Source organism: Roseateles oligotrophus, assembly GCF_014204525.1.
Classification (GTDB): domain Bacteria; phylum Pseudomonadota; class Gammaproteobacteria; order Burkholderiales; family Burkholderiaceae_C; genus Paucibacter_A; species Paucibacter_A oligotrophus_A.
Map to the genome: position 1 here is coordinate 1 of NZ_JACHLP010000010.1, position 25612 is coordinate 25612.

The window sequence follows — 25612 nt, forward strand, 5'->3', positions numbered from 1 at the left end:
ATAGTGCGGATTCCCGTGTGAAAGTAGGTCATCGTCAGGCTAATATCAAAGTCAAAACCCCCAGCTCGCGAGAGTTGGGGGTTTTTGCTTTGGGGAATTGAATTCAGCAGTCAATTCGAGGCTTGGTTTAAACACTCAAATTCCAGCGCCCCAATTCCTCGTGCCAGTGTTTGCCTGTGTGGCTGTGGATCAGTGCAAAGTCCTTGACGTGGAAGTGCAGGGGGCGAATCGCCGCTTCGGCGATCAGGTGATGATGGCTGTAGAGCAGCGTCATATGGGGAGTGCCCCCAGGGTGGGGTGGGAAGCCTTGCCGTGTCAACTCTTGCACCAAGTTCCTGCGGAAGGTGGCGAAGGGGCTTTCTCGCTTTTTGTCGCTGAACACAAAGGCACCGCTGCCCTGGAAGCTCAATGCGTGGTCGAGCTCTAGTGCGAAACTCGGCGTCCGAATGCGCGCAGCGGCTTGGAGGGCCGCCTCGATGTGCTGAACTGGGATTTGCTCCACATAGTCCCCCAGCACTTGCAAGGTGATGTGCAGGCGCTCGGCTTCGATCAACTCCTCTGTGAATCGATGCTGCTGGCGCAGGCTCTCCGCCCTTTGAAGAATGCGTCTGGCATCTTCTGGCGCAGGGAAGATGGCGAAGAATAGCTTGTGTTTGAAGCTATGTATTCCCTGCGGCCTGACCAGGGGTTTGACGGGTCTTGCAGCTTCAGGATCAAAGCCAGGCAGATTCAGCTGCGAGGGCATGGTGATGTGAATCGATGGTGGGTCAGCAGGCGGACAGTTCCATCTCGGGGCTCAGTTTCAGGGCGCCGTGATGCGACAATTCTGTCAGCAGTTCCTCCGTCCAAGCCCCGGTATCGAGGCGGGAGAAGTAGGCCCGCCACAGGGCCTGATGCACCGGTGTCTTGATCAGCCCATCAACAAAGCTGTGGCGTGGCTGTGATCCGACTTCCAACAGACGGAACATGATCAAGGCCTTGGCCGCGTGCCGCGCGTGCCGCATGGGATTTTTTCTGAAGTAGTCCAGTTTTTTGTGGGCGCGCTGCAGTGCGCCGGCAAGATCGTTGAAGGCCGGGCCGTGGCCTGGGATGACCAGGCGCGCCGGTAGGCTGGCGATCAGATCGAGGCTGGCCTCGACCTCGGCAAAGCCTTGTTCGGCCGCCAATTCTTCGCCCTTGATGGCGGGGAAGACGATGCCGAAGCCGTGTTCCCACAGCGCGTCGGCCGAGACCAGGACGCCCGACTCGGGCTCAAACAAGATGACGGAATGCGGGTCATGCCCGGGGGCTGCCATCACCTGCCATTGGCGCTCGCCTTGCTTGATGAGGGACCCTGGGTGGAGGATTTGATCAGGCTTGAAACGCGGGCACTGCTGGCCGGTGGATTCGTAGCTGAGTTTTTGCTGATCCCAGTTCAGCGCCGCGTCGAACTCGCCTGGCGGGATTGCGATCTCGCAGCCAAAGCGCTGGCTGAGCAAGGCGTTGCCACCACAATGATCGGAATGCAGGTGAGTATTTGCTATCAGGCGCAGGCTTGGCTGTGGGCGAGGGCTCAGGGCATGTTGAACCAGGGCCAGGGTTTGCTCCTGATGGCTGCCGTAGCCGCTGTCGACCAGGACGGCGCCTTGGTTCTCGTCATGCAGAAGCAGGGAATTGGATGAGAGCCAGCCGCGCTCCAGCAGGGTGATGTCTGGTGGGAGCAAGCTCGCTTGGCCTAAGGTCGGGATGCTGCTCATTCCACTCAGTTGCTGCGCAATTCGCGCCGCAGGATTTTCCCCACATTGCTCTTGGGCAGCTCGTCGCGGAACTCGATGTATTTGGGGCGCTTGTAGGCGGTCAGCTGATCGAGGCAGTAAGCACTGAGGTCTTCCTCGGCCAGGGCCGGGTCGCTCTTCACCACAAAGAGTTTGACGGCTTCGCCGGAGCGGGCATCGGGCACGCCCACCGCCGCGCATTCCAGCACGCCGGGGTGCAGGCTGATGAGCTGCTCGATCTCGGTCGGATAGACATTGAAGCCCGAGACCAGAATCATGTCTTTTTTACGGTCGACGATGCGCACATAACCCTGTGCGTCCATGATGCCGATGTCCCCGCTCTTGAAGAAGCCGTCCGCGTACATCACCAGGGCCGTCTCGTCCGGCCGGTTCCAGTAGCCCGCCATCACCTGGGGGCCGCGGATGCAGATTTCACCCCGCTCGCCCAAGGCCACATCGCGGCCCTCGTCATCGCGAATGGCGATCTCGGTCGACGGTACGGGCAGGCCGATGGAGCCATTGAAGTTCTTCAGATCCAGGCGGTTGATGGTGGCCACCGGCGAGGTCTCCGACAGGCCATAACCTTCCACCACCGGGCAGCCGGTGATGCGCAGCCACTTCTCGGCAGTGGCCTGCTGTACCGCCATGCCGCCGCCGTTGGAGATCAGCAGCTCGCTGAAGTCCAAACGGGCAAACTGCGCGTCATTGGCCAGGGCATTGAACAAGGTGTTCACGGCCGGGAAGATGTGGACTTTGTGGTTTTGCAAGGTGCTGATGAAGCCCGGGATGTCGCGTGGGTTGGGGATCAGCAGATTCATCAGCCCCAAGCGCGCGCCGAGCATATAGCAGGCCGTCAGGGCGAAGATGTGATACAGGGGCAGGGCACAGACGGTGGTCAGGGGTTTGTCGCCCAGCTCTGTGAGCGTGGGCGCGAACCAGGCCTCGCTTTGCAAGATATTCGCCACCACATTGCTGTGCAGCAGGGTGGCCCCTTTGGAAACGCCGGTGGTGCCGCCGGTGTACTGCAGGAAGGCGATGTCCTTGGGGCCCAAGGTTTCCTTCTTGAGGTTCAGGCCGCGGCCTTGTTCCAGGGCCTTGTTGAAGCGGGTCACGTTGCGGCCGCCATCCAGGGGCAGGCGGAATTCCGGCACCATCTTCTTCACGTGGCGAACGGCGAAGTTCACCAGCGGGCCGCGCCACCAACTGAGCTGATCGCCCAGCGAGGCCAGCACGACGTGGCGCAGCTGGGTCTGTGCAATGACCTCGGCCAGTGTGGCGGCGAAGTTTTCCAGCACGATGATGGCCTCGGCCCCCGAGTCCTGCAGCTGATGGGCCAATTCGCGCGGCGTGTAGAGCGGGTTGGCGTTGACCACGATGAAGCCGGCCCGCAGGATGGCGGCAATCGCCACCATGTACTGCAGCACATTGGGCATCATGATGGCCACCCGCGCACCCTTGGTCAGGCCTTGGTTTTGCAGCCAGGCGCCGAGGGCGCGGGACTGCTCATCGACCTGGCCATAGCTGAGGCGCTGGCCCATGCATTCCGCCGCATCGCGGGCGGCGTATTTGCGGAATGACTCTTCCAGCAGCTCAACCAGAGAGCCGGTAGCGCTGAGGTCTATCTCAGCGGCGACGCCAGGTGGATAGCTTTGCAGCCAGGGTTTGGCGGCCGAGCTTCTCGGTGACGGGCTTGTCTGGGCTTGGTCGAGGATTGCTTGCGTGTGCGGCACCATGGCTCCGATCTTTTCTTGTTCGGGCGATGGCGAAGCCATCTCCGGGCATGGTGGCCGGGCAGGCCGGTTGACGGCTAGGGTAATTGCCCTAGGGGATCGTCACCTGCGGGACAGCTCTTACCCGCCAGCCTGGTCAGCGCCTCCGGTGCAAACAAGGCTTGGGCCAGCAGCGTTTCGCGCTGCCGAATCGTTTGCAGAAATTCCTGCGCGCCCTGCATGGCCTTGAAGGTGTCGAAGCCGCTTTCCAGGAAGTTCTGCAGCTCCGGCAGGCCGGCCGCCGTGGCCGGACCCCGCATCATGCGCAGGGCCTGGCGTAGCAAGGGCTTGCGGGTCAGCTGCTCCAGGGATGCGCCAACATCCAGCGTTAGCGCGATCTGCCTCATGCGGCTCTCCGCCTCGCCGCAAGCCTGCCAGGCCTGGGCGTAGTGCAGCGGGTTCAGCCGCTCGCTGCCCAGCAGCTGGGCCATGCGGGTGTCCAGTGTTTCGGACAAGGCATGCAGATGGGCCAGCTTGGCGACCGTGTTCACCACCTCGCTGGGGAAGATGCGCACCAGGGCCGGCACCACGCGCGCGAACTGCGCGTCACGCCGGCTGAAGTCGCCCGGCCCGTACAACTCCTGCAGAAAGAAGCGGGTGGCTTGCGCATAGCGGCTGCTGGCCAGCAGATCGGCATAAGTCCTGGCAAAGCGCTGCTGCTGGTAGTGCTTCAGCGCCTCGACCCGCGTCGCCAGCGAGGGCTGGCACTCGCGCAGGCTGCGCTGCCTTTCGACCTCTTGCAGCTGGGTCAATATGCCGTCGGCAGAAGCATCTAATTCCATGGCTTGGGCGTCAAAGTGGTGAAGCCATTGTGCCCGCCCCTCCTACACTGCCGGCATGAACAACGCATGGATGCTCAGATCGCTGCTCTTGCTGCGCCTTGTTTTCAGTGCGGCCGTCCTGGCCTTTTGCTGGCAGGGCGGCCGGCCTGGCTTGGGTGTTTTGCTGGCCTTGCTGCTGTTCTTTGCCTACCCGATTGTCTTGCTGCCCAACTTCCTGGCCCTGCGCTGGATCAATCGTGGCAGGGGCGCGGGGCACGCTCAGGCGCCGAGCTGGGCCCAGCTCTTGCGGGCCTGGTGGCGGGAGCTGCCGGTCAGCGAGCATGTGCTGTCCGGGCTGCTGCCCTTTGCCGAGCATGCGGTGCCCGACTTCCTCCCCGCCAATGCCGCGACTCGCCGCGGTGTCTTGCTGGTGCATGGCTTTGCCTGCAATCGCGGCCTGTGGGCCGCCTGGATGCGGCGGCTGCAGGCCGAGGGCCATCCCTGCATGGCGCTGAGCCTGGAGCCGCTGTTTGGCTCCATCGACCACTATGCCGAGCCCATCGAGGCCGCCGTTCAGCGCCTCAGCGCCGCCTGTGGCGGGCAAGCGCCGGTGCTGGTGGGGCACAGCATGGGGGGCATGGCGATACGGGCCTGGTGGCGCCGCCATGGCGGGCCCGATCGGGTGCGGCGTGTGATGACCCTGGGGACGCCGCACGGCGGCACCTTGCTGGCGCAGTTCTCGCCAGCGACCAATGCGCGCCAGATGCGGCCGGACAGCCCCTGGCTGCGCGAGCTGGCCGCACAGGAGGCGGCCGAGCTGGGCGCCCAGTTCGACTGCTACTTCAGCCGCTGCGACCAGATGGTGTGCCCGGCCCAGACCGCCGTGCTGCCGGGATCGCAAGCCATGGAGCTGCAGGCCATCGGCCATCTGGCCATGGTGTTCGAGCCTCGGGTCCTGGATGATCTGCTGCAGCTCTTGCTCCGGCCCGAGCATGAAAAAACGCCCTGAGCGCGGGGCGCTGCAGGGCGTTGAAGGAGACGCCTGGGGGATTAAGCCTTCTCGTCTTCCTTCAAGACGCCGCGGCGGATCTGGTCCAGCTCGATGCTTTCGAACAATGCCTTGAAATTGCCTTCGCCAAAGCCCTCATTGCCCTTGCGCTGGATCAGCTCGAAGAAGATGGGCCCGATCACCTCCTTGGTGAAGATCTGCAGCAGCAGCTCGTTAGGTGCGTCCAGATGGGCCGCGCCGTCGATCAGGATGCGCAGGCGGCGCAGCTCGTCCACCGGCTCGCCATGGCCGGGCAGGCGCTTGTCGATCAGGTCGAAATAGGTGTCTATGGTGTCCTGGAACACCACGCCCGTGTTCTTCATGCCCTCGACGGTGCGGTAGATGTGGTCGGTGCCCAGGGCCACGTGCTGGATGCCCTCACCGCTATACAGATGCAGGTACTCGGCGATCTGGCTCTTGTCGTCGCTGCTCTCGTTGATGGGGATGCGGATCTTGCCGCAGGGGCTGGTCATGGCCTTGCTCTTCAGGCCGGTCAGCTTGCCTTCGATGTCGAAGTAGCGCACCTCGCGGAAGTTGAACAGGCGCTCGTAGAACTCCGCCCATTCCTTCATGCGGCCGCGGAAGACGTTGTGCGTCAGGTGGTCGATATAGGTCAGGCCATGGCCTTGCGGATTGGCGTCCACGGCCTTGCCATCGGCGCCGAGCAGGGGCACGAAGTCCACGTCATAGATGCTGATATTGCCGATGGCGCCTTGGGGCGCGTCATCCTTGCCTTGCCAGCGGTCCACGAAGTAGATCAGCGAGTCGCCGATGCCCTTGATGGCCGGGATGTTCAGCTCCATCGGGCCGGCCTTGTTGTCAAAGCCCCAGGCGCCTAACTCCAGGGCGCGGTGGTAGGCCTGGGCGGCGTCCTTGACGCGGAAGGCGATGGCGCAGATGGAGGGGCCATGCAGGCGCGCGAAGCGCTGGGCAAAGGAATCGGCCTCGGCATTGATGATGAAGTTGACACCGCCTTGGCGGTAGAGCGTCACGTTCTTGTGGCGGTGCCTGGCCACGGCGGTGAAGCCCATGGTTTCAAACAGCTGGCCCAGTTCGGCGGGGTTGGGGGCGGCGAATTCGATGAACTCGAAACCGTCGGTGCCCATGGGATTGTCCCAGGGAGTGAATGCCATGCTTGTCTCCAGACTTGTTTGCGATAGGTCAAGACTGTAGGCGGCAGGGGGCGCAGGAATCATGCGAACTCGGGCGCAGGCCCGGCGCCGTGCGCAGGAATACTGCGAGAATTCAGGCCATGGGAAGCGAAGTACAGCTCGATACGATTGATAGGCGCATTTTGAGGGCGTTGCAGCTTGACGGGCGCGTCACTTACGACGCCCTGGCCGAGCAGGTCAATCTCTCGGCCTCGGCGGTGCTGCGGCGGGTGCGGCGTCTGGAGGAGTCGGGCGCCATCGCCGCCTATGTGGCCCTGGTGCCGCCCGAGAAGGTGGGCCTGGGCCTGACGGCTTACATCAATGTGCGGCTGGAGAAGCTGACCGAGAGCCACAAGCGCAATCCCATGGACCTGTTCCGCGCCGCCGTGCAGACCTGGCCCGAGGTGGTGGAATGCGCGGCCCTGACGGGCGAGATGGACTATCTGCTGCGCGTTGTTGTGCAAGACATGGCGCATTACGCCCGCTTCATCACCGAGACCCTGCTCAAGCACCCCAGCGTGCAGGACTGCAAGACCAGCTTTGTGCTGGAGCGGTTGAAGAACACCACCGCCGTGCCGGTGTGATGCGAAGTTAGCGCCGGCGCAAGACCACGGCCAGCTCAAACCAGCCCTGGCTGTGCGCATGCGTGGCGTAGGGCGGTGCCGGCCAGTCCCATTGCGTGGCGGGGAAGAGAGCACGCATGGCGTTGATATCGCCGTGGTAGGGCGGGCCTTCGACAAAGCCCTGGGCGCTGCTGTCGCGCCGGGCCTGCATGAACAGCGCCAGCAGCGATCCGCCCGGCTTGAGCCAGCGGTGCAACTGCGCGGCGTAGCGTTGCCATTGATCGGGGTGCAGGGCGCACAAGCAGGTCTGCTCGTAGACGATGTCCAGCGGCTCGGGCGCCTGCCATTGCAAGACATCGGCCTGCTCCACCGCGCCGGGCAAGCGGCCCAGATTGGCGCGGGCTATTTCTACCGCAGCGGGCGTGTAGTCCAGGCCAAGCGCGGTCACACCGGCCTGGCCCAAGGCCACCAGCTCATGGCCGCGCCCGCAGCCGGGCACGACCACCCGCGGGCCTGGCTTGATCAGGCCCTCGGCCAGCCAATCCAGCAATTGTGGGTGGGGGCTGCCGCGGTCCCAGGCGGTTTGTCCGCTGGCAAAGCGCTCGCGCCAGAAGTCTTGGTTAGGGCCTGCCATGTTTGCCTCGCTTGAAATCGTGGGGTGGGCCAGTGTCGCATCAAGCTCAGGCTTGCAGCCGCCGCAATACATCGCGCAGGCTCAAGAGATTGCTCACCACATAAGGCATGTCGTTGAGCCCATCCAGAAAGCCGCGCATATAGGCGATCAAGGCATAGGCCGCGCCGGCGCTGAAGGCGGGCGAATGGGTGAAGTCCCAGAGCATGAAGGCCAGGGCCGCCACGCTGGCGCCTTCGGTGATGGCCCAGACGCCGGCCTGGCCGTCCGAGAGCGCCACTCGCCAACGCCGCAGCAGGCTGAAATGCCGGCGCAGGCGCGGCGCTTGCGCAGAGGCCAGGGCATCGACCTCGCGTTCGATCTGGCTGTTCAAGGCTCGCTGCAGGCGGGCCGCCTTGCGGCCGTTCCAGTAATTGGCCGCGCCCATGGGCAGCAGGACGCAGGCCGCGATCCAGCCCGCCTCTCTGTCATAGCCAAACACCATCACCAGCGAGCCGATCACCGCCAGCAGGTTTTGTGCGATGGCCGGTAACTCGAGCTCGAAAAACCCCACCACCTCACGCGCCAGGCCCACGCGGCCGGCAATGCGGCTGAGGCTTTCGCCGCGCTCCGACTGCCCCACGGCCGTGTGCTGCGCCAGCTCGGCATAGATGCCGCTGAACACACGGGTGTCGTAACACTGGCGGGCCCAGCCGAAGAAGAGCTGGGCCAGCCAGACCAGGACCAGGCTGAGCAGACCCCAGGGGGAGCGCTCCAGCAGGGCGTCGATGGCCAGGCCGGTCAGGGCGGGCAGGGCCAGCAGACAGACCTTCTCGGCCACGGTCAGGCCGTAACTCAGGCTGATGCTGGCGCGATGGGCGCGGAAGATTTGACTCGGTCGCATGGCTAGGTTTGGGGATGAAAGTGCGGCATGGTCGGCTGGCTCGAGGCGAGCAAGTGCCAGCCTGTCCGACGACGGGCCAAGCCGAGCGAGCCGAGATGGGGGCGGCGGCGGAGTTTGGGGAATTCGAGCTCAGTCGAATTCGTGCAGAAGCGTGAGTGTCGCCTCGGTGCTCAGATTGAGCAGCTCGGCAATCTCGCTCACATCATCGGGGATGGCCTCGTCGTCCCAGCCATCGGCCGTGTGGCGAGCCAGGCGTACGGCCAGCTTGACGCAGCGCACCTGCGGATCATGGGCGCGCTTGTCGTCGGTGATGTGTTGCAGCAGCTCGGGCAGATGCCACTCCGCCATCAAGGCCTGCTCCAGATCGCTCAGCTCGATATTCAGCACGGCGCGCTGCACCTCGGCGCTGCGCAACTGGCGGTCGGCGAGCTGGCGCTGGCGTATGTCCTGCGCCAGCTCGGGGGCATGCACCCATAGCAGCATCTCGGCAAAGTCGTGCAGCAAGGCGGCGCTGTGAATCACCGGCGCGTCTGGGTCCAGGCGATGGACGGCAAAGCCCAGCGCCAGGCGTGAGGCGCGCTCGGCGCGGCGCAGCACCCGCTGCAGGCCTTGCAAGGCCCAGGGCTGGGCGGCCAGCCTGTCCTCGACGACGGGCTGCGGGCCGAAGGCGCGGAAGAAGGGCGTGATGCCCATCAGCACCAGGGCGGCGATGACGGTCTCGGCATCGGTTTGCAGGCGGGCCGAGGGCTGCGTCGCGCGCTGCTGGGCGATATGGGCCAGGACCTTCAAGCTCATCAGCGGGTCGCTGGCAATCATCTCGCCCAAGTTATTGGCATCGGCCGCATCCTCATTGCTGCGCAGCAGCTCCAGATGGTCCGCGGTCTCGGCCAGCACGGGGATCTCGGCCGTAGCGAACTGCGCCACCCAGGCGGCCAGATCGGGCAAAGGCGCCCGCAGGGCGAGGGTGGGCAGAGGGCTTGCGGAAGAGGCGGTCATGGCGGCAGAGGTGAGTCGGCAACTGCGGGTGCTGGGCAGGCTCGGAGCATGGATGTGCATAGCTTCGCTGAGATGGATGGGCGCGGTCGGTGAAAAAGCCGGGTGGAAGCTGGGCAATCCAGGCGGCCTGCTTGGCTTGGGGCCCTGCCGCCTCAACTGGGTCGGCAGGGCGGCTTCATCACAGGCGCTTCACCCCGGGCAAGCTGCCAAACAACTGGCCGTCCACATACAAAGCCCCCTCGGGCGCGGCGGCCTCACCGTAGAACTCCAGCTCGGGGCGGCGGCCCCGGCGGCCGCTGCGCAGACTCAAGCGGCAGGCCCAACAGGTCAGGGCGGCGCTGGCCCACAGCAGGCTGCGCACCAGGCGCAGGCGCCAGGCCTCATGGCTCAGTTCACAGGCCTCGGCGCCGTCGTGTACGCCGTGCAAATCTCTCACTCTCAACATGATTACTCTCCTTTACGGCGCGCCTTGGGCGCCGTCTTGTCAGGGCCCGCCGTCCGGCGAGCCCAGGGTTTGAATTTGCTTTTGCAGATCGCGCTGGGCGCTCTGGCGCTGCTTGCCCTTGGTCTGCGGTCCGCCGTGGCGGCCGGCCAGGCGCATCAGCGCCGGGGCGACCAGGGGATTGCGAGGTTTGAGCAAGCGCTGGGCTTGGGGGCGGGGTGAGACGAATTGAGGCATAAAACAACTCCTGGCACGGGCGTGCCTGTGCGGTTTGGGCAATGCGGCAGCGCGACTGCGGCGCGGCAGCGGAAAAATACGGGTATCAGCACTCGCTAGGCCCTGGCCTGCCTGGGAGTACTTCTGATGCAAGCCCCGTGGGGCTGGGGAGCGGCGTCCGCCCAAGCTGCGCTGGAGACAAAGATGCAGCGGGTCGGCGGACGGTCAAGCCCCGCTCAGCGCAAGGCCGGAGGGGCGGTGGTGCAGGGGGAGAAACCTCGTTGCAACGAGTTTCGTCACAACTTGCGCAGATGATAAACATTTGTTTATCAAGCGCAAGTTGTTTTTATCCAAAAAGATAAAGAATGCCAGAAACCGGCATGCCGGACCGGGTTCAGCGCTTCTTGGGTTTGAGTGGCGCGATGCCTTGTTGCAGGCGCCGCCAGTCGTCCAGCTCGTCGGGGGCGGCCTTGGCCGGCTGCGCCGCAGCGCCGATGGCCACGGGCCTCTCGGTCTTGCCGGCCCGGGCCGGCGGGGTCGGGCTAGCGCTTGCTGCGGGCGGCGTCAGCACCTCGCCCAGCAGATCCAGCAGACGGCTGCGGGCGCGCTGGGGGTGGCGGCGGTAGTAGGTGAGCACCAGGCCGACGATAAAGCGTTCATCATCATCCTGCGGCATGCTGGGCGTCTGGTCTGCCGCCGCGGCGAGCGCCCCGTCCTGGCCGGATTTGGCCGCGCCATGCGGCTGATCCATCCAGTAGGGCGGCTTGTGGAAGAGCTGCTCGAACTGGCGGGCCAGGCGCTCGCCGATCTGGCGCGAGCGGCTCTTGATCTGGCTCCAATAGCTGGGCTGGATTTGCAAACGCTCGGCGAAGCGCCGCTCCAGCCCACGCAAGGTGGCGGGATCGGGGTGCTTGACGGAGACGGCGACGAATTCTTCAAACAGGAGCATCGCATTGTCCAAACGGAGCTGGGCGACGTCCACGGGCGCGGATGACATGGGCGAATGATAAAGCCTTGTTGATCCGCCCCTTTTCTCTGGCGCTTGGCTTGCCCTTACTTCAGCGGGATGGGCGTGGCCCGGTCCACCGGCACGGCGGTCACGCTGTTCTGTGGCGAGCCTTCGATCACGCGGTCGGAGTAGGTCAGATAGACCAGGGTGTTGCGCTTGGCGTCCACCATGCGGACCACGCGCAGGCGCTTGAACACCAGGCTGGCGCGCTCGCTGAACACCTCTTCCTGCCGGGGCAGGGGCTTGCTGAAGCTGATGGGGCCGGTCTGGCGGCAGGCGATGGAGGCTTCGGACTTGTCCTCGGCCAGGCCCAGTGCGCCCGAGATGCCGCCCGTCTTGGCTCGCGAGACATAGCAGCTGACGCCCTGCACCTTGGGGTCGTCGTAGGCGTCGACGACGATTTTGTGGTCCGGGCCAATCAGCTTGAACACGGTGTCGACCTCGCCCACCGCGTCGGCCTGGACTTGGCGGCACAGCAGCAGGGCGGTCAGGAACAGAATCTTTTTCATACGTGGCGTCCAAGGCTGAATCAAGAAACGCCAGTATCAGCCAGATGGTGCGGCGCCGGCGCTTGCCTTTATGCTTGCGCCATGATCAAAAAACTGCCCGCCGCCTTGCCCATCTGGACTCTGATTGCCCCGGTGCTTGCTGCGGGCTTGTTGTTGGGGCTGGGGGCCGCCAATTTGTCGGCCTGGCTCTTGGGCCTGGTGTCTCTGGCCTTGGTCGCCGCGGTGCTGGCCGCCGTCCACCACGCCGAGGTGGTGGCGCACCGGGTGGGTGAGCCGCTGGGCTCCTTGTTGCTGGCGGTGGCGGTGACGGTGATCGAGGTGGCGCTGATCGTCTCCCTGATGCTGGCCGGCGGCGAGGGCAGCAATGCCCTGGCGCGCGACACGGTGTTCTCGGCCATCATGATTGTCTGCAACGGCATCGTCGGCCTGTGCATCTTGCTGGGCGGCGTGCGCTACAAAGAGGTGGCCTTCAAGGTCGAGGGCACCAGCCCGGCCCTGGCGGTGCTGGTGGCGCTCAGCGTGCTGACCCTGGTGCTGCCCAGCTTCACCACCAGCTCGCCGGGGCCGACCTTCTCGAACGCGCAACTGGCCTTCGCCGGCGCGGCCTCGCTGCTGCTTTACGGCGTGTTTGTGTTTGTGCAGACCGTGCGACATCGCGATTACTTTCTGCCCGCCGACGGCGCGGACGGCGACGCCCATGCACCGCCGCCCTCCACGCCGGTGGCCCTGCTCAGCCTGGTCTTGCTGATGACTTGCTTGGTGGGCGTGGTGGGCCTGGCCAAATTGCTGGCGCCGGCGATCGAGGCCGGCGTGCGCCAGGCCGGCGCTCCGCTGGCGGTGGTGGGCGTGATCATCGCGCTGCTGGTCTTGCTGCCCGAGACCCTGGCGGCGGTGCGGGCCGCGCGGGCCAACCGCCTGCAGACCAGCTTGAACCTGGCCCTGGGCTCGGGCATCGCCAGCATAGGCCTGACGGTGCCGGCCGTGGGCGTGCTGTCTTTTTTCCTGCCCCAGGCGCTGGTGCTGGGCCTGTCGCCAACCCATATGATCCTGCTGCTGCTGACCTTTGGCGTCGGCACCCTGACCCTGGGCACGGGCCGCGCCACCGTGCTGCATGGCGCCGTGCACCTGGTCTTGTTCGCCGTCTTCCTGTTCCTGGCCGTCGTGCCCTAGGCCAGCTTCTTGGCCGTGCCCAGATAGGTCTCGATCACGCGCGGGTCGCGGGCCAGCTCGGCGGCCGGGCCTTGCAGGCCGATCTCGCCGGTCTCCAGCACATAGCCGTAGTCGGCCACCTCCAGCGCGGCGCGGGCGTTCTGCTCAATCAGCAAGATGGACACCCCGGTGTCGCGCAGGCGCGCGACGATGCGGAAGATCTCCTTGACGATCAGCGGCGCCAGGCCCAGCGAGGGCTCGTCCAGCATCAAGACCTTGGGCTGGGCCATCAGCGCGCGGCCCACGGCCAGCATCTGGCGCTCGCCGCCCGACAAGGTGCCCGCTAGTTGCTCGCGCCGCTCCTGCAGGCGGGGGAAGAGGGCGAAGACTTTTTCCAGGCCCTCGCGCCAGTCACGCTGGCCCAGGCGCATGGGGCGGTAGCCGCCGAGGACGAGGTTGTCCTCCACGCTCATGGTGGTGAAGAGCTCGCGCTTTTCCGGCACCAGGGCCAGGCCCTTCATCACCCGCTCCTCCAGGCCCAGGCGGCTGATGTCCTCGCCCGCCAGGCTGATACGGCCCTTGGCCGGCAGGACGCCCATCAAGGCGTTCAGCGTCGTGCTCTTGCCCGCGCCATTGGGGCCGATGACGGTGACGACCGAGCCCTCGGGCAGGCGCAGGCTCAGATTGCTCAGCACCTCGGCGCGGCCGTAGCCGGCGTGCAGGCCTTGGACTTCCAGTAAATCGTTCTTCATGCTTCAGTGCTCCGTCCCGAGGTAGGCGGCCCGCACGATGGGGCTGGCCTGGATCACCGCCGGCTCGCCCTCGATCAGCTTGGTGCCGAATTCCATCACGACGATGCGGTCGGTCAGGCCCATCACAAATTCCATATCGTGTTCCACCAGCAGCACGCTCATGCCCTCCTGGCGCAGCTGGCGCAAGACATCGCCCAGGGCCTGCTTTTCCTTGTGGCGCAGGCCGGCGGCGGGCTCATCGAGCAGCAGCAGGGCGGGGTCGGTGCACAGGGCGCGCGCGATCTCCATCAGGCGCTGCGGGCCCAGGGCGAGGTTGCCGGCCAGCTCGAACATCTGCTCGCCCATGCCTATGCGTTGCAACTGGCGCTCGGCCTCGGCGAACAGGCGTTTTTCTTCCTCGCGGTCCAGGCGCAGCAGGGCTTGCAGCGTGTCCTTGCCGCTGCGCAGATAAGTGCCCAGGGCGACGTTCTCCAGCACCGTCATATCGGCAATCATCTTCACATGCTGGAAGGTGCGCGACATGCCCAGGCGGGCAATCTCCCGCGAGGGCTTGCCGCCCACGGCCTGGCCGCGGAAGCTGACCTGGCCGCTGCTCAGCGGCAGCAGGCCCGAGATCAGATTGAAGGTGGTGGACTTGCCCGCGCCGTTGGGGCCGATCAGGCCGATGATCTCGCCGGCATGGATCTGGAAGGACACATCGTTCACCGCCACCAGGCCGCCGAACTGCTTGCGCACCTTGTCCACCTCCAGCAGCAATTCCTTGGCGGCGGGCTTGGGGCGGGTGGCCAGGGGGGCGGCGTCCTGCCAGTCGCGCTGGCGCTGCTCGGCCGGGAACCAGCGCGCCAAGGCCGCCGTGGCATAAGGCCAGATGCCTTTGGGCGCGTACTTGATGATGAGCACCAGCACGATGCCCAGCACGATGATCTCGAAATTGCCGCTGCTGCCCAGCAGGGCGGGCAGGATTTCCTTCAGCTGGTCCTCGATGATCTTGAACACGCCGGCGCCGACAAACGCACCCCATACCGTGCCCACACCGCCGACCACGGCCATGAAGAGGTATTCGATGCCCATCTTCAGGCCGAAGGGGCTGGGGTTGACGGTGCGCTGCAGATGGGCGAACAACCAGCCCGAGACCGAGGCCAGCAGGGCCGCCAGCACAAAGATCACCACCTTGTAGCGGAAGGTCGAGACGCCCATGGCCTCGGCCATGGTGGTGGCGCCGTTGAGGGCGCGGATGGCGCGGCCCGGGCGCGAGTCCAGCAGATTGCACAAACCCCAGGCCGCCAGCAGGGCGATCACCCAGATCAGGTAATAGATGGCCCGGCCGTCCTGCAGGCTGATGCCCAGGGCATGGATGGGTGGCAGGCCCTGGATGCCGTCGTACTTGCCCAGGAACTCCATATTGGCCATCGTGTAGTTCAGGCTCAGCGCCCAGGCGATGGTGGCCAGGGGCAGGTAGTGGCCCGACATGCGCAGGGTCAGCAAGGCCAGCATCAGGGCGATCACGGCGGTGATGGCCAGCCCGACGAGCAGGCCGACCCAAGGCGAGAGCGCGTAATGCGTGCACAGCACGGCGGTGGTGTAGGCGCCCAGGCCCACAAAAGCAGCCTGGCCGAAGGAGGTGAGGCCGCCGACGCCGGTCAGCAGCACCAGGCCGGCACTGACCAGGGCGAACAGGCCGATGTAGTTGAGCTGGGTGATCCAGAACTCGGGCACCGGCAGGACCGGCAGGGCGAACAGCAGGGCCAGACCCGCCAGGGGAGCGATTTTTCTCAAGTTCATTGCGGGCTCTCGTCTCAATGCTCTTCTGAATGCGGATTGCGCAGCGAGCGCCACAGCAGCACGGGCAGGATGGAGGTGAACACGATCACCTCCTTGAAGGAGCTGGCCCAGAAGGAGCTGAAGGACTCCAGCAGACCCACCAGCACGGCGCCCAGGGCGGCGCCGGGGTAGCTGGCCAGGCCGGCGAAGACGGCGGCCACAAAGCCCTTGAGGCCGATCAGAAAACCGCTGTCGTAAAAAATCGTGGTCGTGGGACTGATCAAGACGCCCGACAGCGCGCCGATAAAGGCCGCCATCGTGAAGGACAGGCGCCCGGCCGAGCTGCTGGAGATGCCCATCAGGCGTGCGCCCAACTGGTTCACGGCCGTGGCCCGCAAGGCCTTGCCGTAGAGGCTGCGCTCGAAGAACAGCCACAGCATCACGATCAGGGCCAGGGAGCTGAGGATGATGATCAAGGTCTGACCCGAGATCAGCAGCGGGCCCAGATTGAAAGACGCGTCCCAGAAGCTGGGGTTGCGCGAGCCCTCGGCGCCAAAGAACACCAGGCCCAGGCCGGTCAGGGCGAAGTGCACGCCCACCGAGACGATCAGCAGCACCAGCACCGAGGCGTCGGCCAGAGATTCATAGGCCAGGCGGTAGAGCAGGGGGCCCATGGCGGTGACGATGGCCAGGGTCAGCAGCACCTGCAGGACCAGGGGTAGCTGCTGCGGCGCGGCCCACAAGGCCAGGCCGCCGATCAGCGCGGGCGCGATGGCCGCGCGCAGCACACGGCCCAGCACATGGGCCACAGGCTTGCCGGCACGCACGCCGGCGACCAGGTCCAGCACGGCGACCAGGGCCGTCATGCTCAGCAGGAAGGCGATGGTGCCCGGCGTCTTGCCCAGTTGCAGGCCGGCCAGGGTCAGGGCGCCAAAGGCCACGAACTCGCCCTGGGGGATGAAGATGATGCGTGTCACAGCGAACACGAGCACCGTGGCCAGGGCCAGCAGCGCATAAATCGCGCCATTGGTCAGACCGTCGAGCATCAGGATGCTGGCGATTGAAAAATCCATGGAAAGACCTGTCTCCGGGTGATGGGGCGGGCGGCGTTTGACCCACTCTAATCAAAAACTCGGACTAAGCTCTTGGTGCAGCGCCGCATTGACAAAACGCAAAACTTCCGTCCGACCGGTCGGGCGAAAATACTTTGGGCCCTTGTTTGCTCCGGCGTCGTCGGGTTCGGGGGCCGGCTCCGGGCCGGATGCTAAGCTTTCGCTCCCTATGCCCGGACACGCCCCCACCCTAGAGCTCGACGGCTCCCTCGCCCGCATCACCCTGCGCCGCCCGCGCCTGGCGAACCGCCTGGAAATCGAGGATTTGCAAACCCTGCGCGAGCAATTGCGCCAGATCAACGCCAACCCCCAGATCCGTGTCTTGCTGCTGCGGGGGGAGGGGCGGCATTTCTGCAGCGGCTTCAATATCGCTGCCGTGCCCGGCGTCGATGCGGGCGCCCTGTTCGAGGCCTTGTCGGACGACTGGGAGGCCGCCCGCCCCATCACCGTGGCCGCTATTCAGGGCGGTGTCTACGGCGGCGCCACCGATCTGGCCCTGGCCTGCGACTTCCGCCTGGGTCTGGCCCGCAGCGAGATGTTTGTACCCGCGGCCAGATTTGGCCTGCACTTCTATCGCGGCGGCTTGCAGCGCTACGTCAGCCGCCTGGGCCTGCAACAGGCCAAGCGGGTGCTGCTGGCGGGCGAGACCCTGCGTGGCCCCGAGATGCTGGCCTGTGGATTTCTTGATCGCCTGCTGGAGGAGCCGGCCGATCTGGAGGCCGCCACCCAGCAAATGCTGGATCAGTTGCTGGCCATGGCGCCGCTGGCGCTGCTGGGCATGAAAAAGCATCTCAACGCCATCGCCCGGGGTGCTTTGGACCTGCAGGACTTGCAGGCCGATATCGCCCAGGCCAATGCCTCGGCCGATCTGGCCGAGGGTGTGGCCGCCTGGCGCGAGCGCCGAACCCCCCGGTTTATGGGGCGATGAGTGCAGTTTGACGGGGTTTTGGGGCTGGCCTCAGGGAATCCCCTGCCATGCCTGCGGGCAAGTCGCCCAAAGCCGTTCCCGATGCAAGCCCAGAACGTGGGAAAATAGAGGAGTTGGCACATGCGTCATGTTCCCCAGTCGAGGAAAGCTGGGCAACTGATCGTTTTGGCACTCTCATTAACTCACTATCAGGACCAACGTGGCCAAGGACAGTACTAAAACGACCATCGAAGCCGATGGTCTGCGCTACCGCTCTAAAGCACCGGGCTCGCCGTTTGCAGCGACCTCATCCTTTGGTGCAGCAACCATGTCGTGCTTTTTGTGCGGCAAACATCGTCCGCGTGCGATGCTCAAGTCCAAGAAGCTCTTGGGCAAGTCTCAACCCGTTTGCGCCCCTTCCTGCAAGGAACTGGACGAACAACTGGCCAAGCCTTGATTCAGCCCTGAATTGAGCATTCCAGCAAAACAGGCCAGCGCGTGAGCGATCTGGCCTGTTTTTTTGCCGGCGCCGCTCGTCAGCTCTGCCTGAAGCAGCGGCCGCACACCGAGCGGTAGCGCGCATTGCCGCCGATCTCGACCTGCTGGCCTTCGGTCACTTTGCGGTTATTGGCATCCACTCGCATATTCATCGTCGCCTTGCGGCCGCAGTCGCAGATGGTTTTCATCTCGTCCATCTCGTCGGCCAAGGCCAGCAGGCTGGCCGAGCCGCTGAACAACTCGCCTTGGAAGTCGGTGCGCAAGCCGTAGCAAATGACCGGCACATTGTGCAGATGGGCCAACTCATGCAGGGCCCAGACCTGGTTTTTTTGCAGGAACTGCGCCTCATCGATCAGGATGCAGGCGACCTTGCCCCCGGTCTGGAACAGGGCCAGAAAATCGGTGTCGGGCTGAAACAATTCGGCCTCGCGCTGCGGCCCCAGGCGTGAGGTGATCTGGCCGCGGCCATAGCGGTCGTCCACCTGGGCGGTGAACAGGCGCACCCGGTGGCCACGCTCCTCGTAGTTGTAAGCGACCTGCAAGAGCGCGGTGGACTTGCCGGCATTCATCGCCGCATAACGGAAAAACAGTTTGGCCATGATCGATTGGCGTTGGGCTGGGTGTCTGGAAGCATGTGCCTTGCGGGTCGGGTTGCCTGCTGCAAAAAGAGGCAATTCCGGCCGCTTGAGCCGCTGGCCGGCGACGGGTCCGCCGAATCCCCCTGTTTAAGTGGCCGGCGGCCCGCGATTGTGACAAAACCTGGGACAAGCGAGCTAGTCAAAGATCGGATCGCGAGCCTACTATTCGCGGGAGGGATGAATGTAGTCAAGGCAATCTGCGCCACTTGTGCCCCTCGCGCCGGTGGTCTGTTCCGCGAACCAGTGACATCAATGACCAAAGACACCTACACCGCCGTGAGCGACAACGGCCTGCGTTATGAGTCCAAGCTCGGTGGCTCTCCCTTCCTCGGCAGCGGCCACACCCGATCCTGCTTCAAATGCGGCAAGCACCGCACGCCCAGCAATCTGCAATCCAAGCGTGTGCTTGGGCGTACCGAGGTGGTGTGCAAGCCCGCCTGCGCCAAGCCCAAAGACGCGGCCTGAGGGCAGCGCTCCCGTCCGATTTCTCGCGCTCGGTGCGCTTGGCGCACGCGACTGAGATCTATTTCGCCAACGATGCCTTGGCCGCCCACTGCGCGGCCTTTTTGCCGTGCCGCTTCACCTAGACTCGCGCGCATGAAGCTTTTCCCCTTCCCTTATTTCGTCCGCTCCGCGCCGCCTTTCGCAAGTCTGTTACAGCCTTTGGCGCTGGCCCTGGCCGCTCTGCTGGGGGGGGCGGCAGCCCAGGCCCAGTCCTTTAGCATCGTCATCAACCCCGGTGATCAGGCCGAGCAGTCGCGCTACTCGGTGTTCAGCGACTGGAAGGCCGGCCTGGAGCAAGGCCTGCGCCGCGAGCGCGGCCTGGGCCTGCAGATCAGCCAGTCCGGCGACGCCACGGCCGACCTCAGCGCCACCCGTGCGCGCCTGAACGATTTGGTGGTGGGCCCTGCCCATGTGGTGGGCAGCGCCATCCGCTATGGCTATCTGCCCCTGGCCACGGTGGAAAAGCCGGTGCAGGCGGTCTTGGTCGCGCCGCAGAGCAGCCCCATCCACAGCCTGGCCGATGCGGCCGGCAAACGCCTGGGCCTGCCCCAGCAGGACAGCGTCGTCACCTATCTGCTGCGCGGCGAACTCAATGCCGCCAACAGCACGCTCAAAAAGCATTTCAGTGCCGTGGTGGAAAGCCGTTACCAGGATGCTTTGCTGGTCTGCCTGCAGATTCGCCGCTGCGATGTGGTGGCGGTGGAGCGCAGCGTGTTCGAGCGCTGGCAGGCCGGCGGCGAGCCGCTCAAGGCCGTCATGCAGAGCAAGGCCGTGCCCGGCCTCAGCGCGGCGATCAAGCCGGGCGTCCTGTCCTCGGTGGAGGGCTTGCGCAGCACGCTTAACGCGGCCACGGGCAACTCGCCCCTGGCCCATCTGAAGCTGCAACCGGTGGCGGCCGAGGCCTTCGAGTATGTGTCCACCCTGGGCTATTTCACGCCGCGCGCCCTGCCCGGCGCGACGGTGGTGGACGCCGCCGCCGTGGCCAAGTTGCTGCAAGGCGGCGCCCAGTTGTTCGACACCCGGCCCGAGAGCGAATACAAGGTCGGCCATATGGCCGGCGCCAAGCTGCTGCCCTATGGCGAGAAGAGCGCCAAGGAGGCGGACTTCAAGGCCGAGGACGACAAGTTCGAGCTGGCCAAGCTGCCGGCCGACAAGAGCCAGCCACTCGTGTTCGCCTGCAATGGGGCGGAATGCTGGAAGAGCTTCAAGGCCAGCCATGCTGCCCTGAAGGCCGGCCATAGCAAGGTGTTCTGGTTCCGTGGCGGCTTCCCCGAATGGCGGGCGGCGGGCTACAAGATCGAAACCACGCCCTGATCCGCGCTCGGCTCAGGCGAGCCCGGCCCTGACGATGCGTTTGACGCCGGCCTGGCCCAGCCTGTCCAGCAGGGCCTGATCGGCGCGGGCATCGGTCACCAGGCAGTCGATGTGCTGGCTGCTGCAGACCTGCACCCGGCTGCTGCCGCCCAGCTTGTTGGCATCGGCCAGCAGCAGCGTGCGGCCGGCTTGGGCAATCATGGCGCGGGCCACGGCGGCCTCCTGCCAGTCATAGTCCATCGCGCCTTGCTCGGGATGCAGGGCGGTGGGCGAGGCGATGGCCCAGTCCAGACGGTAGCGGGCAATCTCGGCCAGCGTGGCTTCACCGCAGGTGGCGGGCACATCGCGGGCCATGCTGCCGCCCAGCAGATGGACTTGCAGACCGGCGTGGCCTCGCAGGCTGCTGGCCACGGCTATGGAGTTGGTGACGATGAGCAAATCGCGCGCGTTTTGCAAGGCCTGGGCCAGGGCATGGGTGGTGGAGCCGGCGTCGATGAAGCAGGACTGGCCGGGGGCGATCAAGCCGGCCGCGGCGGCGGCAATGGCGCGCTTCTCGGGCAGGAACAAGGCCGTGCGCTCGGCATAACTGGCTTCCGGGGCGGCGCTGCAGGGCACGGCGCCGCCATGCACCCGGCTGAGCTTGCCGCTGTGCTCCAGCTCGATCAGGTCGCGGCGTATGGTTTCTTTGGAAACCCCCAGTTCGGCCGCGAAAGCGTCGGTGGTCAGGCGCTGGCGCTGGTGCAGCAGGGCGATGATTCTTTCGTGCCTTTCGGGCGTCCACATGGGGGCTTTGTGCATGGCGGGCGGGCTGACTCGGGTGTCCATCGTCCGGATTAGAAGGGCGGCTCGATGACAAGGCCGTGACGGTCTGTGGTTTTCTGTGTGCGTGTGTGGACGCCTCAGGCTGGATCGTCGCCCAGCAAGCAGGCGATGCTCGTCGGCTGCAAAGGCGTGCGCATGCCGCGCTCGGCCGTCTGCGCCGGCCAGCCCAGCACATCCTGGGCGATGGGCCCGCAGATGCGGCCCTGGCAGGCTCCCATGCCGCAGCGGGTCTGCAGCTTGGCGCTGCGCCAGTCGGCAAAGGGCTTGAGCTCGCCCAGGCTGACATCTTCGCAGCGGCAGATCAGGGTGCGGGCCTCGGCCAGCTTGAAGAGCTCGGGCCGCAGATCGAACTGTTCGGCCACGAGACGCGCGTGCCGCCGCGCCAGGCGCAGGGCGCGTGTGCTTGTACGGCCGTCCTGACCCAGCATCTGCCGCGCCGCCAACTGGCCCTCCAGCAAGGCCTTGCCCACCCCGCCCACGCCGGTGCATTCACCCGCTGCGTAAATGCCGGCCCGGCTGCTTTGCTGGCGGGCGTCCACCTTGATCGCGCCGTCTTCGATGGTGCAAGCCAGCAGCGCGGCTAACTCGGTATTCGGTTGGAGCCCAAAGCCCAGGCCCAGGGCCTCGCAGTCCAGGGTCCAGCTGGCCTGGCCATCGCTGATCTGCACGGCTTCCAGCTTGTGCTCGCCCAGGGCCTGGCTCACCCAGCAGCCGGTCTTGTAGGGCGTGCCGCGCAGACGCCAGGCCAGGCCGGCGGCCTGAGCCCAGTGCTGCGAACCCAGGCGCAAGCCAAAGCCCAGCAGGGCGCTGCGCGGCGCCTGTTCGATGATTTGCAAAACCTGGGCGCCGGCGGCCCGGGCGGTGTCGGCCGCCGCCAGCAGCAAGGGGCCGCTGCCGGCCAGCAGCAGGCGCCGGCCACGGATGGGCCAGCCGTTCTTGATCAAGGCCTGCAGGCCGCCGGCGCCGTGCACGCCGGGCAAGGTCCAGCCCGGCAGGGGCAGCAAGCGCTCGCGGGCGCCCAGGGCCAGCAGCAGCTGCGGCGCGGCGACCTGCCGGCCTGGGGCCAGCGGCTCTTGCAGACTGCTCAGCAGAAGACGCTGCTCCTGGGCCGAGCTGGCCTCGACGGCGATGACCGCGTGGCCGGGCAGAAAGCGCAGCAAGGGGCTGGCCAGGGCTTGTTCCAGGCGCTGGCGCCAGGGGGCGGCGATCTGCGCGCGCCAGATCTGGCCGCCGGCGCGCAGGCCCTGGTCCAGCCAGATGACGGAGCGGCCGGCTTTGACGAACTCGCAGACCGCGGCAATGCCGGCCGGGCCCGCGCCCACCACCAGCAGATCGGCTTTCAGAACCTGCGCCGTGCTCATGCCGCGCTGACGATCTGCATGCCCTCGGCCACCGCCGTCAGGCAGGCCAGGCGATGCTTGATGCCGTCGATCTGCACGCGGCATTCCTGGCAGACGCCCATGCCGCAGAAGGCGGCGCGGGGCTGGCCGCTTTCGGAGCGGCGGGTGGCGCCGAGGCCGGCCTGGGCCAGCGCGGCGGCCACCGTGATATCGGCCGCCACCTGCAAGGCCAGGCCGTTGATGTGCAGGGTGATGGGATTCATGTTTTGATCGAGAGGGACAAACGCCGTGGCGACCAGGCCTCGGGCGCCAAGGTACAAGGCTGTTGCAGGCTCAGCTGCACCAGCAGCTCGGCCGTGGCCAGGGCGGTGCTGATGCCCAGGCCCTCATGCCCCGTGGCCAGCCAGACGCGCGGCAGGCTGGGGTGGGCGCCGATCAGGGGCAGGCCATCGCGGCTGGCGGGGCGCAGGCCGGTCCAGCTGCGCAGCAAACTCATCTGCGCCAGTTGGGGCAGATAGCCGCAGGCATGGGCCAGCATCTGGCGCAGCAGGGGCAGATCAATCGCGGCATCGGTCTGGCCGATCTGGCGCGAGGAGCCGATCAAGAGCTGTCCCCCGGGCCGCGGCTGCACATTGAAGGACACCGTGTCCCGGTCCAGCAGATGCGCTTTTTTGATATAGCCCAGCTCCACCAGCTGGTGCTGGATCAGGCCGGGGTAGCGCTGGGTGATGGCCAGCTGCCCCTTCTTGGCGATCAAGGTGCCGGGCGGCAGCCAGGCCTGGCTGGCCAGGCCGGCGCCGAGCACGGTCAGCGCGCCCCAGAGCCGGCGGCCGTCTTGCAAAATCACTTCGCCGGCGCGGCCAAAGCCCTGCACCTGGCTCTGGATGATCTCGGCCCCTGCCTCCTGCAGCCAGGCGGCCACCACCTTGGGCGGGTAAAGCCGGGCGTCATCGGGCACGCGCAGGGCGCCGGCCAGGCCGGGGCGCAGCAGGGGCTCGGCGCGGGCCAGGGCTTGCGGGTCCAGCAGCTCGGCGCGCAAGCCGCGGGCTTGCAGCCATTGCTGCTTGCGCTGGGCCAGGGCCAGTTCCTCGGCATCGGCGGCAATCCACAGCGTGCCGCAGCGCTCGTGTTCGGCCAGGCGCGGGTGGGCCTCGGCGGCGGCCAGCCATTCGCGCCAGAGTTCGCTGCCGCGCCGTGTCAGTGCGAATTCGGCGTTTGCCCCGGCGTCGCCGTCCTGCCCCTCGGCGTCGACCACCAGCAGATGGCCCATGGAGGCGCCGGTTGCGCCGCCGCCCAGTGGGCCGGGCTCGATGACGGCCACGCTGAGGCCTTGGCGGGCGAACTCGCGCGCGCAGGCCGCACCCACGATGCCGCCGCCAACGATGAGCACATCGGCCCTGCGCTGAGCTCTCAAGCGGGAAGGCCCCAGGCAAAGGGATCGTCCGGCTGCAGCAGCAGCTGGGCGTCCAGATTGACGAAGGCGCGGCCGCTGATCTGAGGCAAGACCTGACCCTGCTCACCCCACTGGTAGCTGGCGCCGAAGCAGCTGCCGATGACGCTTTCCTGCTGCCAGAGCTCGCCTGGCGCCAGCTTGCCATCGGCCGCCAGGCAGGCGATCTTGGCGCTGGTGCCGGTGCCGCAGGGCGAGCGGTCATAGGCCTTGCCGGGGCAGAGCACGAAGTTGCGGGCGCTCTTTGTCGGGTCGTGAGCGGGGTTGCGCGAGGGCGCGATCAGTTCGATGTGGTCGATCTCGGCGCCGCCATCGCCGCGCACGCCGGCCGCGCTCAAGGCCAGGCGCAGGCGCCAGGCCAGCTCGGTGAGGGCCTCGGCATTGCTGACCTCCAGGCTTTGGCCATGGTCCTCGCAGAGGAAGAACCAGTTGCCGCCCCAGGCCACATCGCCATGCAGCCGGCCGTGGCCGGGCACATCGACGGCGACGTTTTTTGCCGCACGCCAGCTGGGCACATTGGCCAGCGTCACCTGGCCGTCGGCGGCCAGCGTCGCGCTGATGGGGCCGACCGGGGTTTCGATCTTGTGCCTGCCGGGGCCGATGCGGCCCAGATGGGCGAGGGTGGCGATCAAGCCTATGCTGCCGTGGCCACACATGCCCAGATAGCCGACGTTGTTGAAGAAGATCACGCCGCAGGCGCTGTCGGCCTGCTGGGGCTCGCAGAGCAGGGCGCCGACCAGCACCTCCGAGCCGCGCGGCTCATTGACCAGGGCGCGGCGCCAGTGGTCGTGCTGGCTTTGCATGTGCTGCAGGCGCTCCTGCATGCTGCCGTGGCCCAGCTCGGGGCCGCCGGAGACCAGCACGCGGGTGGGTTCGCCGCCGGTGTGGGAGTCGATGATGCGGATCGGGGTTGTGTTCATGTTTTCAAGCGATGACGGCCTGGGCAAAGCCGCGCAGATAATCCATCAGCGCCTCGGAGGCCAGCGCGGCCGCGTCCGGCTCGCCCTGGGCAATCGCCTGGGCCAGCGCCAGATGCAGTTGGGCGCCTAAGGCCAGATCGCCCTGGTGCTGGTAGGCATACCAGAAGCGGCGGCATTGGATGGCCATGGGGATGACGGCGGCGACCGCCGCGGGGTTGCGGCAGGCGGCGTGGATGACACGGTCCAGGGCCTGGTCGGCCGCCATATAGCCGTGCAGCTCGCCGCTCGCGGCGGCGGCCGCCATGGCCTCGGCGCAGGCCAGCAGCTCCTCGCGCTGATGCGGGGCGGCGCGGCGGGCGGCGGTGGCGGCGATCAGGCGCTCCAGTGCGCGGCGGGCCTCGATCAGGTCCAGATGCTCGGCCAGGCGGATCTCGCTGACTTGCAGGCCGCGGCGCGGCTGCTGGGTGATCAGGCCGCAGCTCACCAGGCGCATCAAGGCCTCGCGGGTGGGCGTGCGGCCCAGGCCGGTCAGGGCTATCAGCTGGGCTTCCACGATCGGCGCGCCGGGCTTGAGCCGCAGGGTGGCGATCATGGACTCCAGCGCGTCATAGGCCTGGTCGGCGTAGCGGCGCCGGCCGGCGTCCGCCGCCTCGCCGCTCTCATCCTCGCGGACCTGGGTCAAAGACTTCTTGCTCATGGCCGCATCATCGCAG

29 protein-coding genes are annotated in these 25612 nt (G+C 66.3%); 7 read left to right on the top strand and 22 right to left on the bottom strand.

Going from position 1 to position 25612, the window contains the following annotated elements:
• Positions 1-127: 127 nt before the first annotated feature.
• The 4 genes from HNP55_RS20165 to HNP55_RS20180 form a co-directional block, all read right to left on the bottom strand.
• Entirely contained in the window at positions 128-745 is a 618-nt protein-coding gene (locus HNP55_RS20165; protein WP_184303591.1) for a 2'-5' RNA ligase family protein, read from the bottom strand.
• A gap of 22 nt (positions 746-767) precedes the next feature.
• Entirely contained in the window at positions 768-1736 is a 969-nt protein-coding gene (locus HNP55_RS20170; protein ID WP_184303593.1) for an MBL fold metallo-hydrolase, read from the bottom strand.
• A 5-nt stretch (positions 1737-1741) separates the two neighbouring features.
• A complete protein-coding gene (locus tag HNP55_RS20175) occupies positions 1742-3487 on the bottom strand; it encodes a long-chain-fatty-acid--CoA ligase (protein WP_184303595.1) in 1746 nt (581 codons plus the stop codon).
• Positions 3488-3561: 74 nt separating this feature from the next.
• Positions 3562-4305 carry an FFLEELY motif protein gene (locus HNP55_RS20180; protein ID WP_184303597.1) on the bottom strand — a complete coding sequence of 248 codons (744 nt, stop codon included), beginning with the start codon at positions 4303-4305 and terminating at the stop codon, positions 3562-3564.
• Between the two features lie 55 nt (positions 4306-4360).
• Here HNP55_RS20180 and HNP55_RS20185 point away from each other — a divergent pair, with 55 nt between their 5' ends.
• Complete coding sequence (locus HNP55_RS20185) at positions 4361-5293, top strand: esterase/lipase family protein (RefSeq protein ID WP_184303599.1); 933 nt, start codon at positions 4361-4363, stop codon at positions 5291-5293.
• A 41-nt stretch (positions 5294-5334) separates the two neighbouring features.
• Here HNP55_RS20185 and hppD read toward each other — a convergent pair whose 3' ends face one another.
• Positions 5335-6465 carry a 4-hydroxyphenylpyruvate dioxygenase gene (gene hppD / locus HNP55_RS20190; RefSeq protein ID WP_184303601.1) on the bottom strand — a complete coding sequence of 377 codons (1131 nt, stop codon included), beginning with the start codon at positions 6463-6465 and terminating at the stop codon, positions 5335-5337.
• Between the two features lie 119 nt (positions 6466-6584).
• Between hppD and HNP55_RS20195 the strand changes: the two genes are divergently transcribed.
• The gene (locus HNP55_RS20195) at positions 6585-7067 is read left to right on the top strand and encodes an Lrp/AsnC family transcriptional regulator (RefSeq protein WP_184303603.1); all 483 of its coding nucleotides are present in this window, start codon (positions 6585-6587) and stop codon (positions 7065-7067) included.
• 7 nt (positions 7068-7074) lie between these two features.
• On the opposite strand, the gene HNP55_RS20200 is transcribed toward HNP55_RS20195, so the two are convergent.
• The 7 genes from HNP55_RS20200 to HNP55_RS20230 all read right to left on the bottom strand — a co-directional run bounded on the left by HNP55_RS20200 (position 7075) and on the right by HNP55_RS20230 (position 11732).
• Positions 7075-7680, bottom strand: a complete 606-nt coding sequence (locus HNP55_RS20200; protein WP_184303605.1) for a methyltransferase domain-containing protein — start codon at positions 7678-7680, stop codon at positions 7075-7077.
• A gap of 46 nt (positions 7681-7726) precedes the next feature.
• Complete coding sequence (locus HNP55_RS20205; RefSeq protein ID WP_184303607.1) at positions 7727-8560, bottom strand: ABC transporter six-transmembrane domain-containing protein; 834 nt, start codon at positions 8558-8560, stop codon at positions 7727-7729.
• Positions 8561-8689: 129 nt separating this feature from the next.
• Positions 8690-9556 carry an HDOD domain-containing protein gene (locus HNP55_RS20210; protein ID WP_184303609.1) on the bottom strand — a complete coding sequence of 289 codons (867 nt, stop codon included), beginning with the start codon at positions 9554-9556 and terminating at the stop codon, positions 8690-8692.
• A gap of 178 nt (positions 9557-9734) precedes the next feature.
• Positions 9735-10001, bottom strand: coding sequence for a hypothetical protein (locus HNP55_RS20215; RefSeq protein ID WP_184303611.1), 267 nt, complete (start codon positions 9999-10001; stop codon positions 9735-9737).
• A gap of 39 nt (positions 10002-10040) precedes the next feature.
• A complete protein-coding gene (locus tag HNP55_RS20220) occupies positions 10041-10235 on the bottom strand; it encodes a hypothetical protein (RefSeq protein WP_184303613.1) in 195 nt (64 codons plus the stop codon).
• Positions 10236-10608: 373 nt separating this feature from the next.
• Positions 10609-11211, bottom strand: coding sequence for a hypothetical protein (locus HNP55_RS20225; RefSeq protein ID WP_184303614.1), 603 nt, complete (start codon positions 11209-11211; stop codon positions 10609-10611).
• Positions 11212-11267: 56 nt separating this feature from the next.
• Positions 11268-11732, bottom strand: a complete 465-nt coding sequence (locus HNP55_RS20230; protein ID WP_184303616.1) for a CreA family protein — start codon at positions 11730-11732, stop codon at positions 11268-11270.
• Positions 11733-11813: 81 nt separating this feature from the next.
• On the opposite strand from HNP55_RS20230, the gene HNP55_RS20235 reads away from it, so the two are divergent.
• Positions 11814-12902, top strand: coding sequence for a calcium:proton antiporter (locus HNP55_RS20235; RefSeq protein ID WP_184303618.1), 1089 nt, complete (start codon positions 11814-11816; stop codon positions 12900-12902).
• Here HNP55_RS20235 and HNP55_RS20240 read toward each other — a convergent pair.
• The 3 genes from HNP55_RS20240 to HNP55_RS20250 are packed head-to-tail and all read right to left on the bottom strand — an operon-like array spanning position 12899 to position 16467.
• Positions 12899-13633, bottom strand: coding sequence for an ABC transporter ATP-binding protein (locus tag HNP55_RS20240; protein WP_184303620.1), 735 nt, complete (start codon positions 13631-13633; stop codon positions 12899-12901). The genes HNP55_RS20235 and HNP55_RS20240 overlap by 4 nt on opposite strands.
• 3 nt (positions 13634-13636) lie before the next feature.
• Positions 13637-15415: an ABC transporter permease subunit gene (locus HNP55_RS20245; RefSeq protein ID WP_184303622.1), complete on the bottom strand. Its 1779-nt coding sequence runs from the start codon at positions 15413-15415 to the stop codon at positions 13637-13639.
• A gap of 14 nt (positions 15416-15429) precedes the next feature.
• Positions 15430-16467 (bottom strand): branched-chain amino acid ABC transporter permease, encoded by a 1038-nt coding sequence (locus HNP55_RS20250; RefSeq protein ID WP_184303624.1) that lies wholly within the window; start codon positions 16465-16467, stop codon positions 15430-15432.
• A 208-nt stretch (positions 16468-16675) separates the two neighbouring features.
• Here HNP55_RS20250 and HNP55_RS20255 point away from each other — a divergent pair, with 208 nt between their 5' ends.
• On the top strand, positions 16676-17434 hold the full coding sequence (locus HNP55_RS20255) for an enoyl-CoA hydratase/isomerase family protein (protein WP_184303626.1): 759 nt from the start codon (positions 16676-16678) through the stop codon (positions 17432-17434).
• 199 nt (positions 17435-17633) lie between these two features.
• Positions 17634-17870: a hypothetical protein gene (locus HNP55_RS20260; RefSeq protein WP_124454629.1), complete on the top strand. Its 237-nt coding sequence runs from the start codon at positions 17634-17636 to the stop codon at positions 17868-17870.
• A gap of 79 nt (positions 17871-17949) precedes the next feature.
• On the opposite strand, the gene HNP55_RS20265 is transcribed toward HNP55_RS20260, so the two are convergent.
• Entirely contained in the window at positions 17950-18510 is a 561-nt protein-coding gene (locus HNP55_RS20265; RefSeq protein WP_184303628.1) for a thymidine kinase, read from the bottom strand.
• 291 nt (positions 18511-18801) lie between these two features.
• On the opposite strand from HNP55_RS20265, the gene HNP55_RS20270 reads away from it, so the two are divergent.
• Positions 18802-19014, top strand: coding sequence for a hypothetical protein (locus HNP55_RS20270; protein ID WP_124454633.1), 213 nt, complete (start codon positions 18802-18804; stop codon positions 19012-19014).
• Positions 19015-19146: 132 nt separating this feature from the next.
• Positions 19147-20367 carry a rhodanese-like domain-containing protein gene (locus HNP55_RS20275; protein WP_184303630.1) on the top strand — a complete coding sequence of 407 codons (1221 nt, stop codon included), beginning with the start codon at positions 19147-19149 and terminating at the stop codon, positions 20365-20367.
• Between the two features lie 12 nt (positions 20368-20379).
• On the opposite strand, the gene HNP55_RS20280 is transcribed toward HNP55_RS20275, so the two are convergent.
• The 6 genes from HNP55_RS20280 to HNP55_RS20305 form a co-directional block, all read right to left on the bottom strand.
• Positions 20380-21165 carry a DeoR/GlpR family DNA-binding transcription regulator gene (locus HNP55_RS20280; protein ID WP_246448560.1) on the bottom strand — a complete coding sequence of 262 codons (786 nt, stop codon included), beginning with the start codon at positions 21163-21165 and terminating at the stop codon, positions 20380-20382.
• A 101-nt stretch (positions 21166-21266) separates the two neighbouring features.
• Positions 21267-22550 carry an FAD-dependent oxidoreductase gene (locus HNP55_RS20285; RefSeq protein WP_184303632.1) on the bottom strand — a complete coding sequence of 428 codons (1284 nt, stop codon included), beginning with the start codon at positions 22548-22550 and terminating at the stop codon, positions 21267-21269.
• Positions 22547-22792: a 2Fe-2S iron-sulfur cluster-binding protein gene (locus HNP55_RS20290; RefSeq protein WP_221439709.1), complete on the bottom strand. Its 246-nt coding sequence runs from the start codon at positions 22790-22792 to the stop codon at positions 22547-22549. Before HNP55_RS20290 ends, HNP55_RS20285 begins: the two co-directional genes overlap by 4 nt.
• Positions 22789-23919, bottom strand: coding sequence for an FAD-dependent oxidoreductase (locus tag HNP55_RS20295; protein ID WP_184303634.1), 1131 nt, complete (start codon positions 23917-23919; stop codon positions 22789-22791). The genes HNP55_RS20290 and HNP55_RS20295 overlap by 4 nt, the downstream gene beginning before the upstream one ends.
• A 20-nt stretch (positions 23920-23939) precedes the next feature.
• Positions 23940-24899 carry a proline racemase family protein gene (locus HNP55_RS20300; protein WP_184303635.1) on the bottom strand — a complete coding sequence of 320 codons (960 nt, stop codon included), beginning with the start codon at positions 24897-24899 and terminating at the stop codon, positions 23940-23942.
• Between the two features lie 4 nt (positions 24900-24903).
• Positions 24904-25596 carry a GntR family transcriptional regulator gene (locus HNP55_RS20305; protein WP_184303637.1) on the bottom strand — a complete coding sequence of 231 codons (693 nt, stop codon included), beginning with the start codon at positions 25594-25596 and terminating at the stop codon, positions 24904-24906.
• Between the last annotated feature and the right edge of the window lie 16 nt (positions 25597-25612).

Bases quoted from the DNA above. Each gene is read 5' to 3' on its own strand.
- HNP55_RS20165 (WP_184303591.1), bottom strand. From the start codon at position 745: ATGCCCTCGCAGCTGAATCTGCCTGGCTTTGATCCTGAAGCTGCAAGA.
- HNP55_RS20170 (WP_184303593.1), bottom strand. From the start codon at position 1,736: ATGAGCAGCATCCCGACCTTAGGCCAAGCGAGCTTGCTCCCACCAGAC.
- HNP55_RS20175 (WP_184303595.1), bottom strand. From the start codon at position 3,487: ATGGTGCCGCACACGCAAGCAATCCTCGACCAAGCCCAGACAAGCCCG.
- HNP55_RS20180 (WP_184303597.1), bottom strand. From the start codon at position 4,305: ATGGAATTAGATGCTTCTGCCGACGGCATATTGACCCAGCTGCAAGAG.
- HNP55_RS20185 (WP_184303599.1), top strand. From the start codon at position 4,361: ATGAACAACGCATGGATGCTCAGATCGCTGCTCTTGCTGCGCCTTGTT.
- hppD (WP_184303601.1), bottom strand. From the start codon at position 6,465: ATGGCATTCACTCCCTGGGACAATCCCATGGGCACCGACGGTTTCGAG.
- HNP55_RS20195 (WP_184303603.1), top strand. From the start codon at position 6,585: ATGGGAAGCGAAGTACAGCTCGATACGATTGATAGGCGCATTTTGAGG.
- HNP55_RS20200 (WP_184303605.1), bottom strand. From the start codon at position 7,680: ATGGCAGGCCCTAACCAAGACTTCTGGCGCGAGCGCTTTGCCAGCGGA.
- HNP55_RS20205 (WP_184303607.1), bottom strand. From the start codon at position 8,560: ATGCGACCGAGTCAAATCTTCCGCGCCCATCGCGCCAGCATCAGCCTG.
- HNP55_RS20210 (WP_184303609.1), bottom strand. From the start codon at position 9,556: ATGACCGCCTCTTCCGCAAGCCCTCTGCCCACCCTCGCCCTGCGGGCG.
- HNP55_RS20215 (WP_184303611.1), bottom strand. From the start codon at position 10,001: ATGTTGAGAGTGAGAGATTTGCACGGCGTACACGACGGCGCCGAGGCC.
- HNP55_RS20220 (WP_184303613.1), bottom strand. From the start codon at position 10,235: ATGCCTCAATTCGTCTCACCCCGCCCCCAAGCCCAGCGCTTGCTCAAA.
- HNP55_RS20225 (WP_184303614.1), bottom strand. From the start codon at position 11,211: ATGTCATCCGCGCCCGTGGACGTCGCCCAGCTCCGTTTGGACAATGCG.
- HNP55_RS20230 (WP_184303616.1), bottom strand. From the start codon at position 11,732: ATGAAAAAGATTCTGTTCCTGACCGCCCTGCTGCTGTGCCGCCAAGTC.
- HNP55_RS20235 (WP_184303618.1), top strand. From the start codon at position 11,814: ATGATCAAAAAACTGCCCGCCGCCTTGCCCATCTGGACTCTGATTGCC.
- HNP55_RS20240 (WP_184303620.1), bottom strand. From the start codon at position 13,633: ATGAAGAACGATTTACTGGAAGTCCAAGGCCTGCACGCCGGCTACGGC.
- HNP55_RS20245 (WP_184303622.1), bottom strand. From the start codon at position 15,415: ATGAACTTGAGAAAAATCGCTCCCCTGGCGGGTCTGGCCCTGCTGTTC.
- HNP55_RS20250 (WP_184303624.1), bottom strand. From the start codon at position 16,467: ATGGATTTTTCAATCGCCAGCATCCTGATGCTCGACGGTCTGACCAAT.
- HNP55_RS20255 (WP_184303626.1), top strand. From the start codon at position 16,676: ATGCCCGGACACGCCCCCACCCTAGAGCTCGACGGCTCCCTCGCCCGC.
- HNP55_RS20265 (WP_184303628.1), bottom strand. From the start codon at position 18,510: ATGGCCAAACTGTTTTTCCGTTATGCGGCGATGAATGCCGGCAAGTCC.
- HNP55_RS20270 (WP_124454633.1), top strand. From the start codon at position 18,802: ATGACCAAAGACACCTACACCGCCGTGAGCGACAACGGCCTGCGTTAT.
- HNP55_RS20275 (WP_184303630.1), top strand. From the start codon at position 19,147: ATGAAGCTTTTCCCCTTCCCTTATTTCGTCCGCTCCGCGCCGCCTTTC.
- HNP55_RS20280 (WP_246448560.1), bottom strand. From the start codon at position 21,165: ATGCACAAAGCCCCCATGTGGACGCCCGAAAGGCACGAAAGAATCATC.
- HNP55_RS20285 (WP_184303632.1), bottom strand. From the start codon at position 22,550: ATGAGCACGGCGCAGGTTCTGAAAGCCGATCTGCTGGTGGTGGGCGCG.
- HNP55_RS20290 (WP_221439709.1), bottom strand. From the start codon at position 22,792: ATGAATCCCATCACCCTGCACATCAACGGCCTGGCCTTGCAGGTGGCG.
- HNP55_RS20300 (WP_184303635.1), bottom strand. From the start codon at position 24,899: ATGAACACAACCCCGATCCGCATCATCGACTCCCACACCGGCGGCGAA.
- HNP55_RS20305 (WP_184303637.1), bottom strand. From the start codon at position 25,596: ATGAGCAAGAAGTCTTTGACCCAGGTCCGCGAGGATGAGAGCGGCGAG.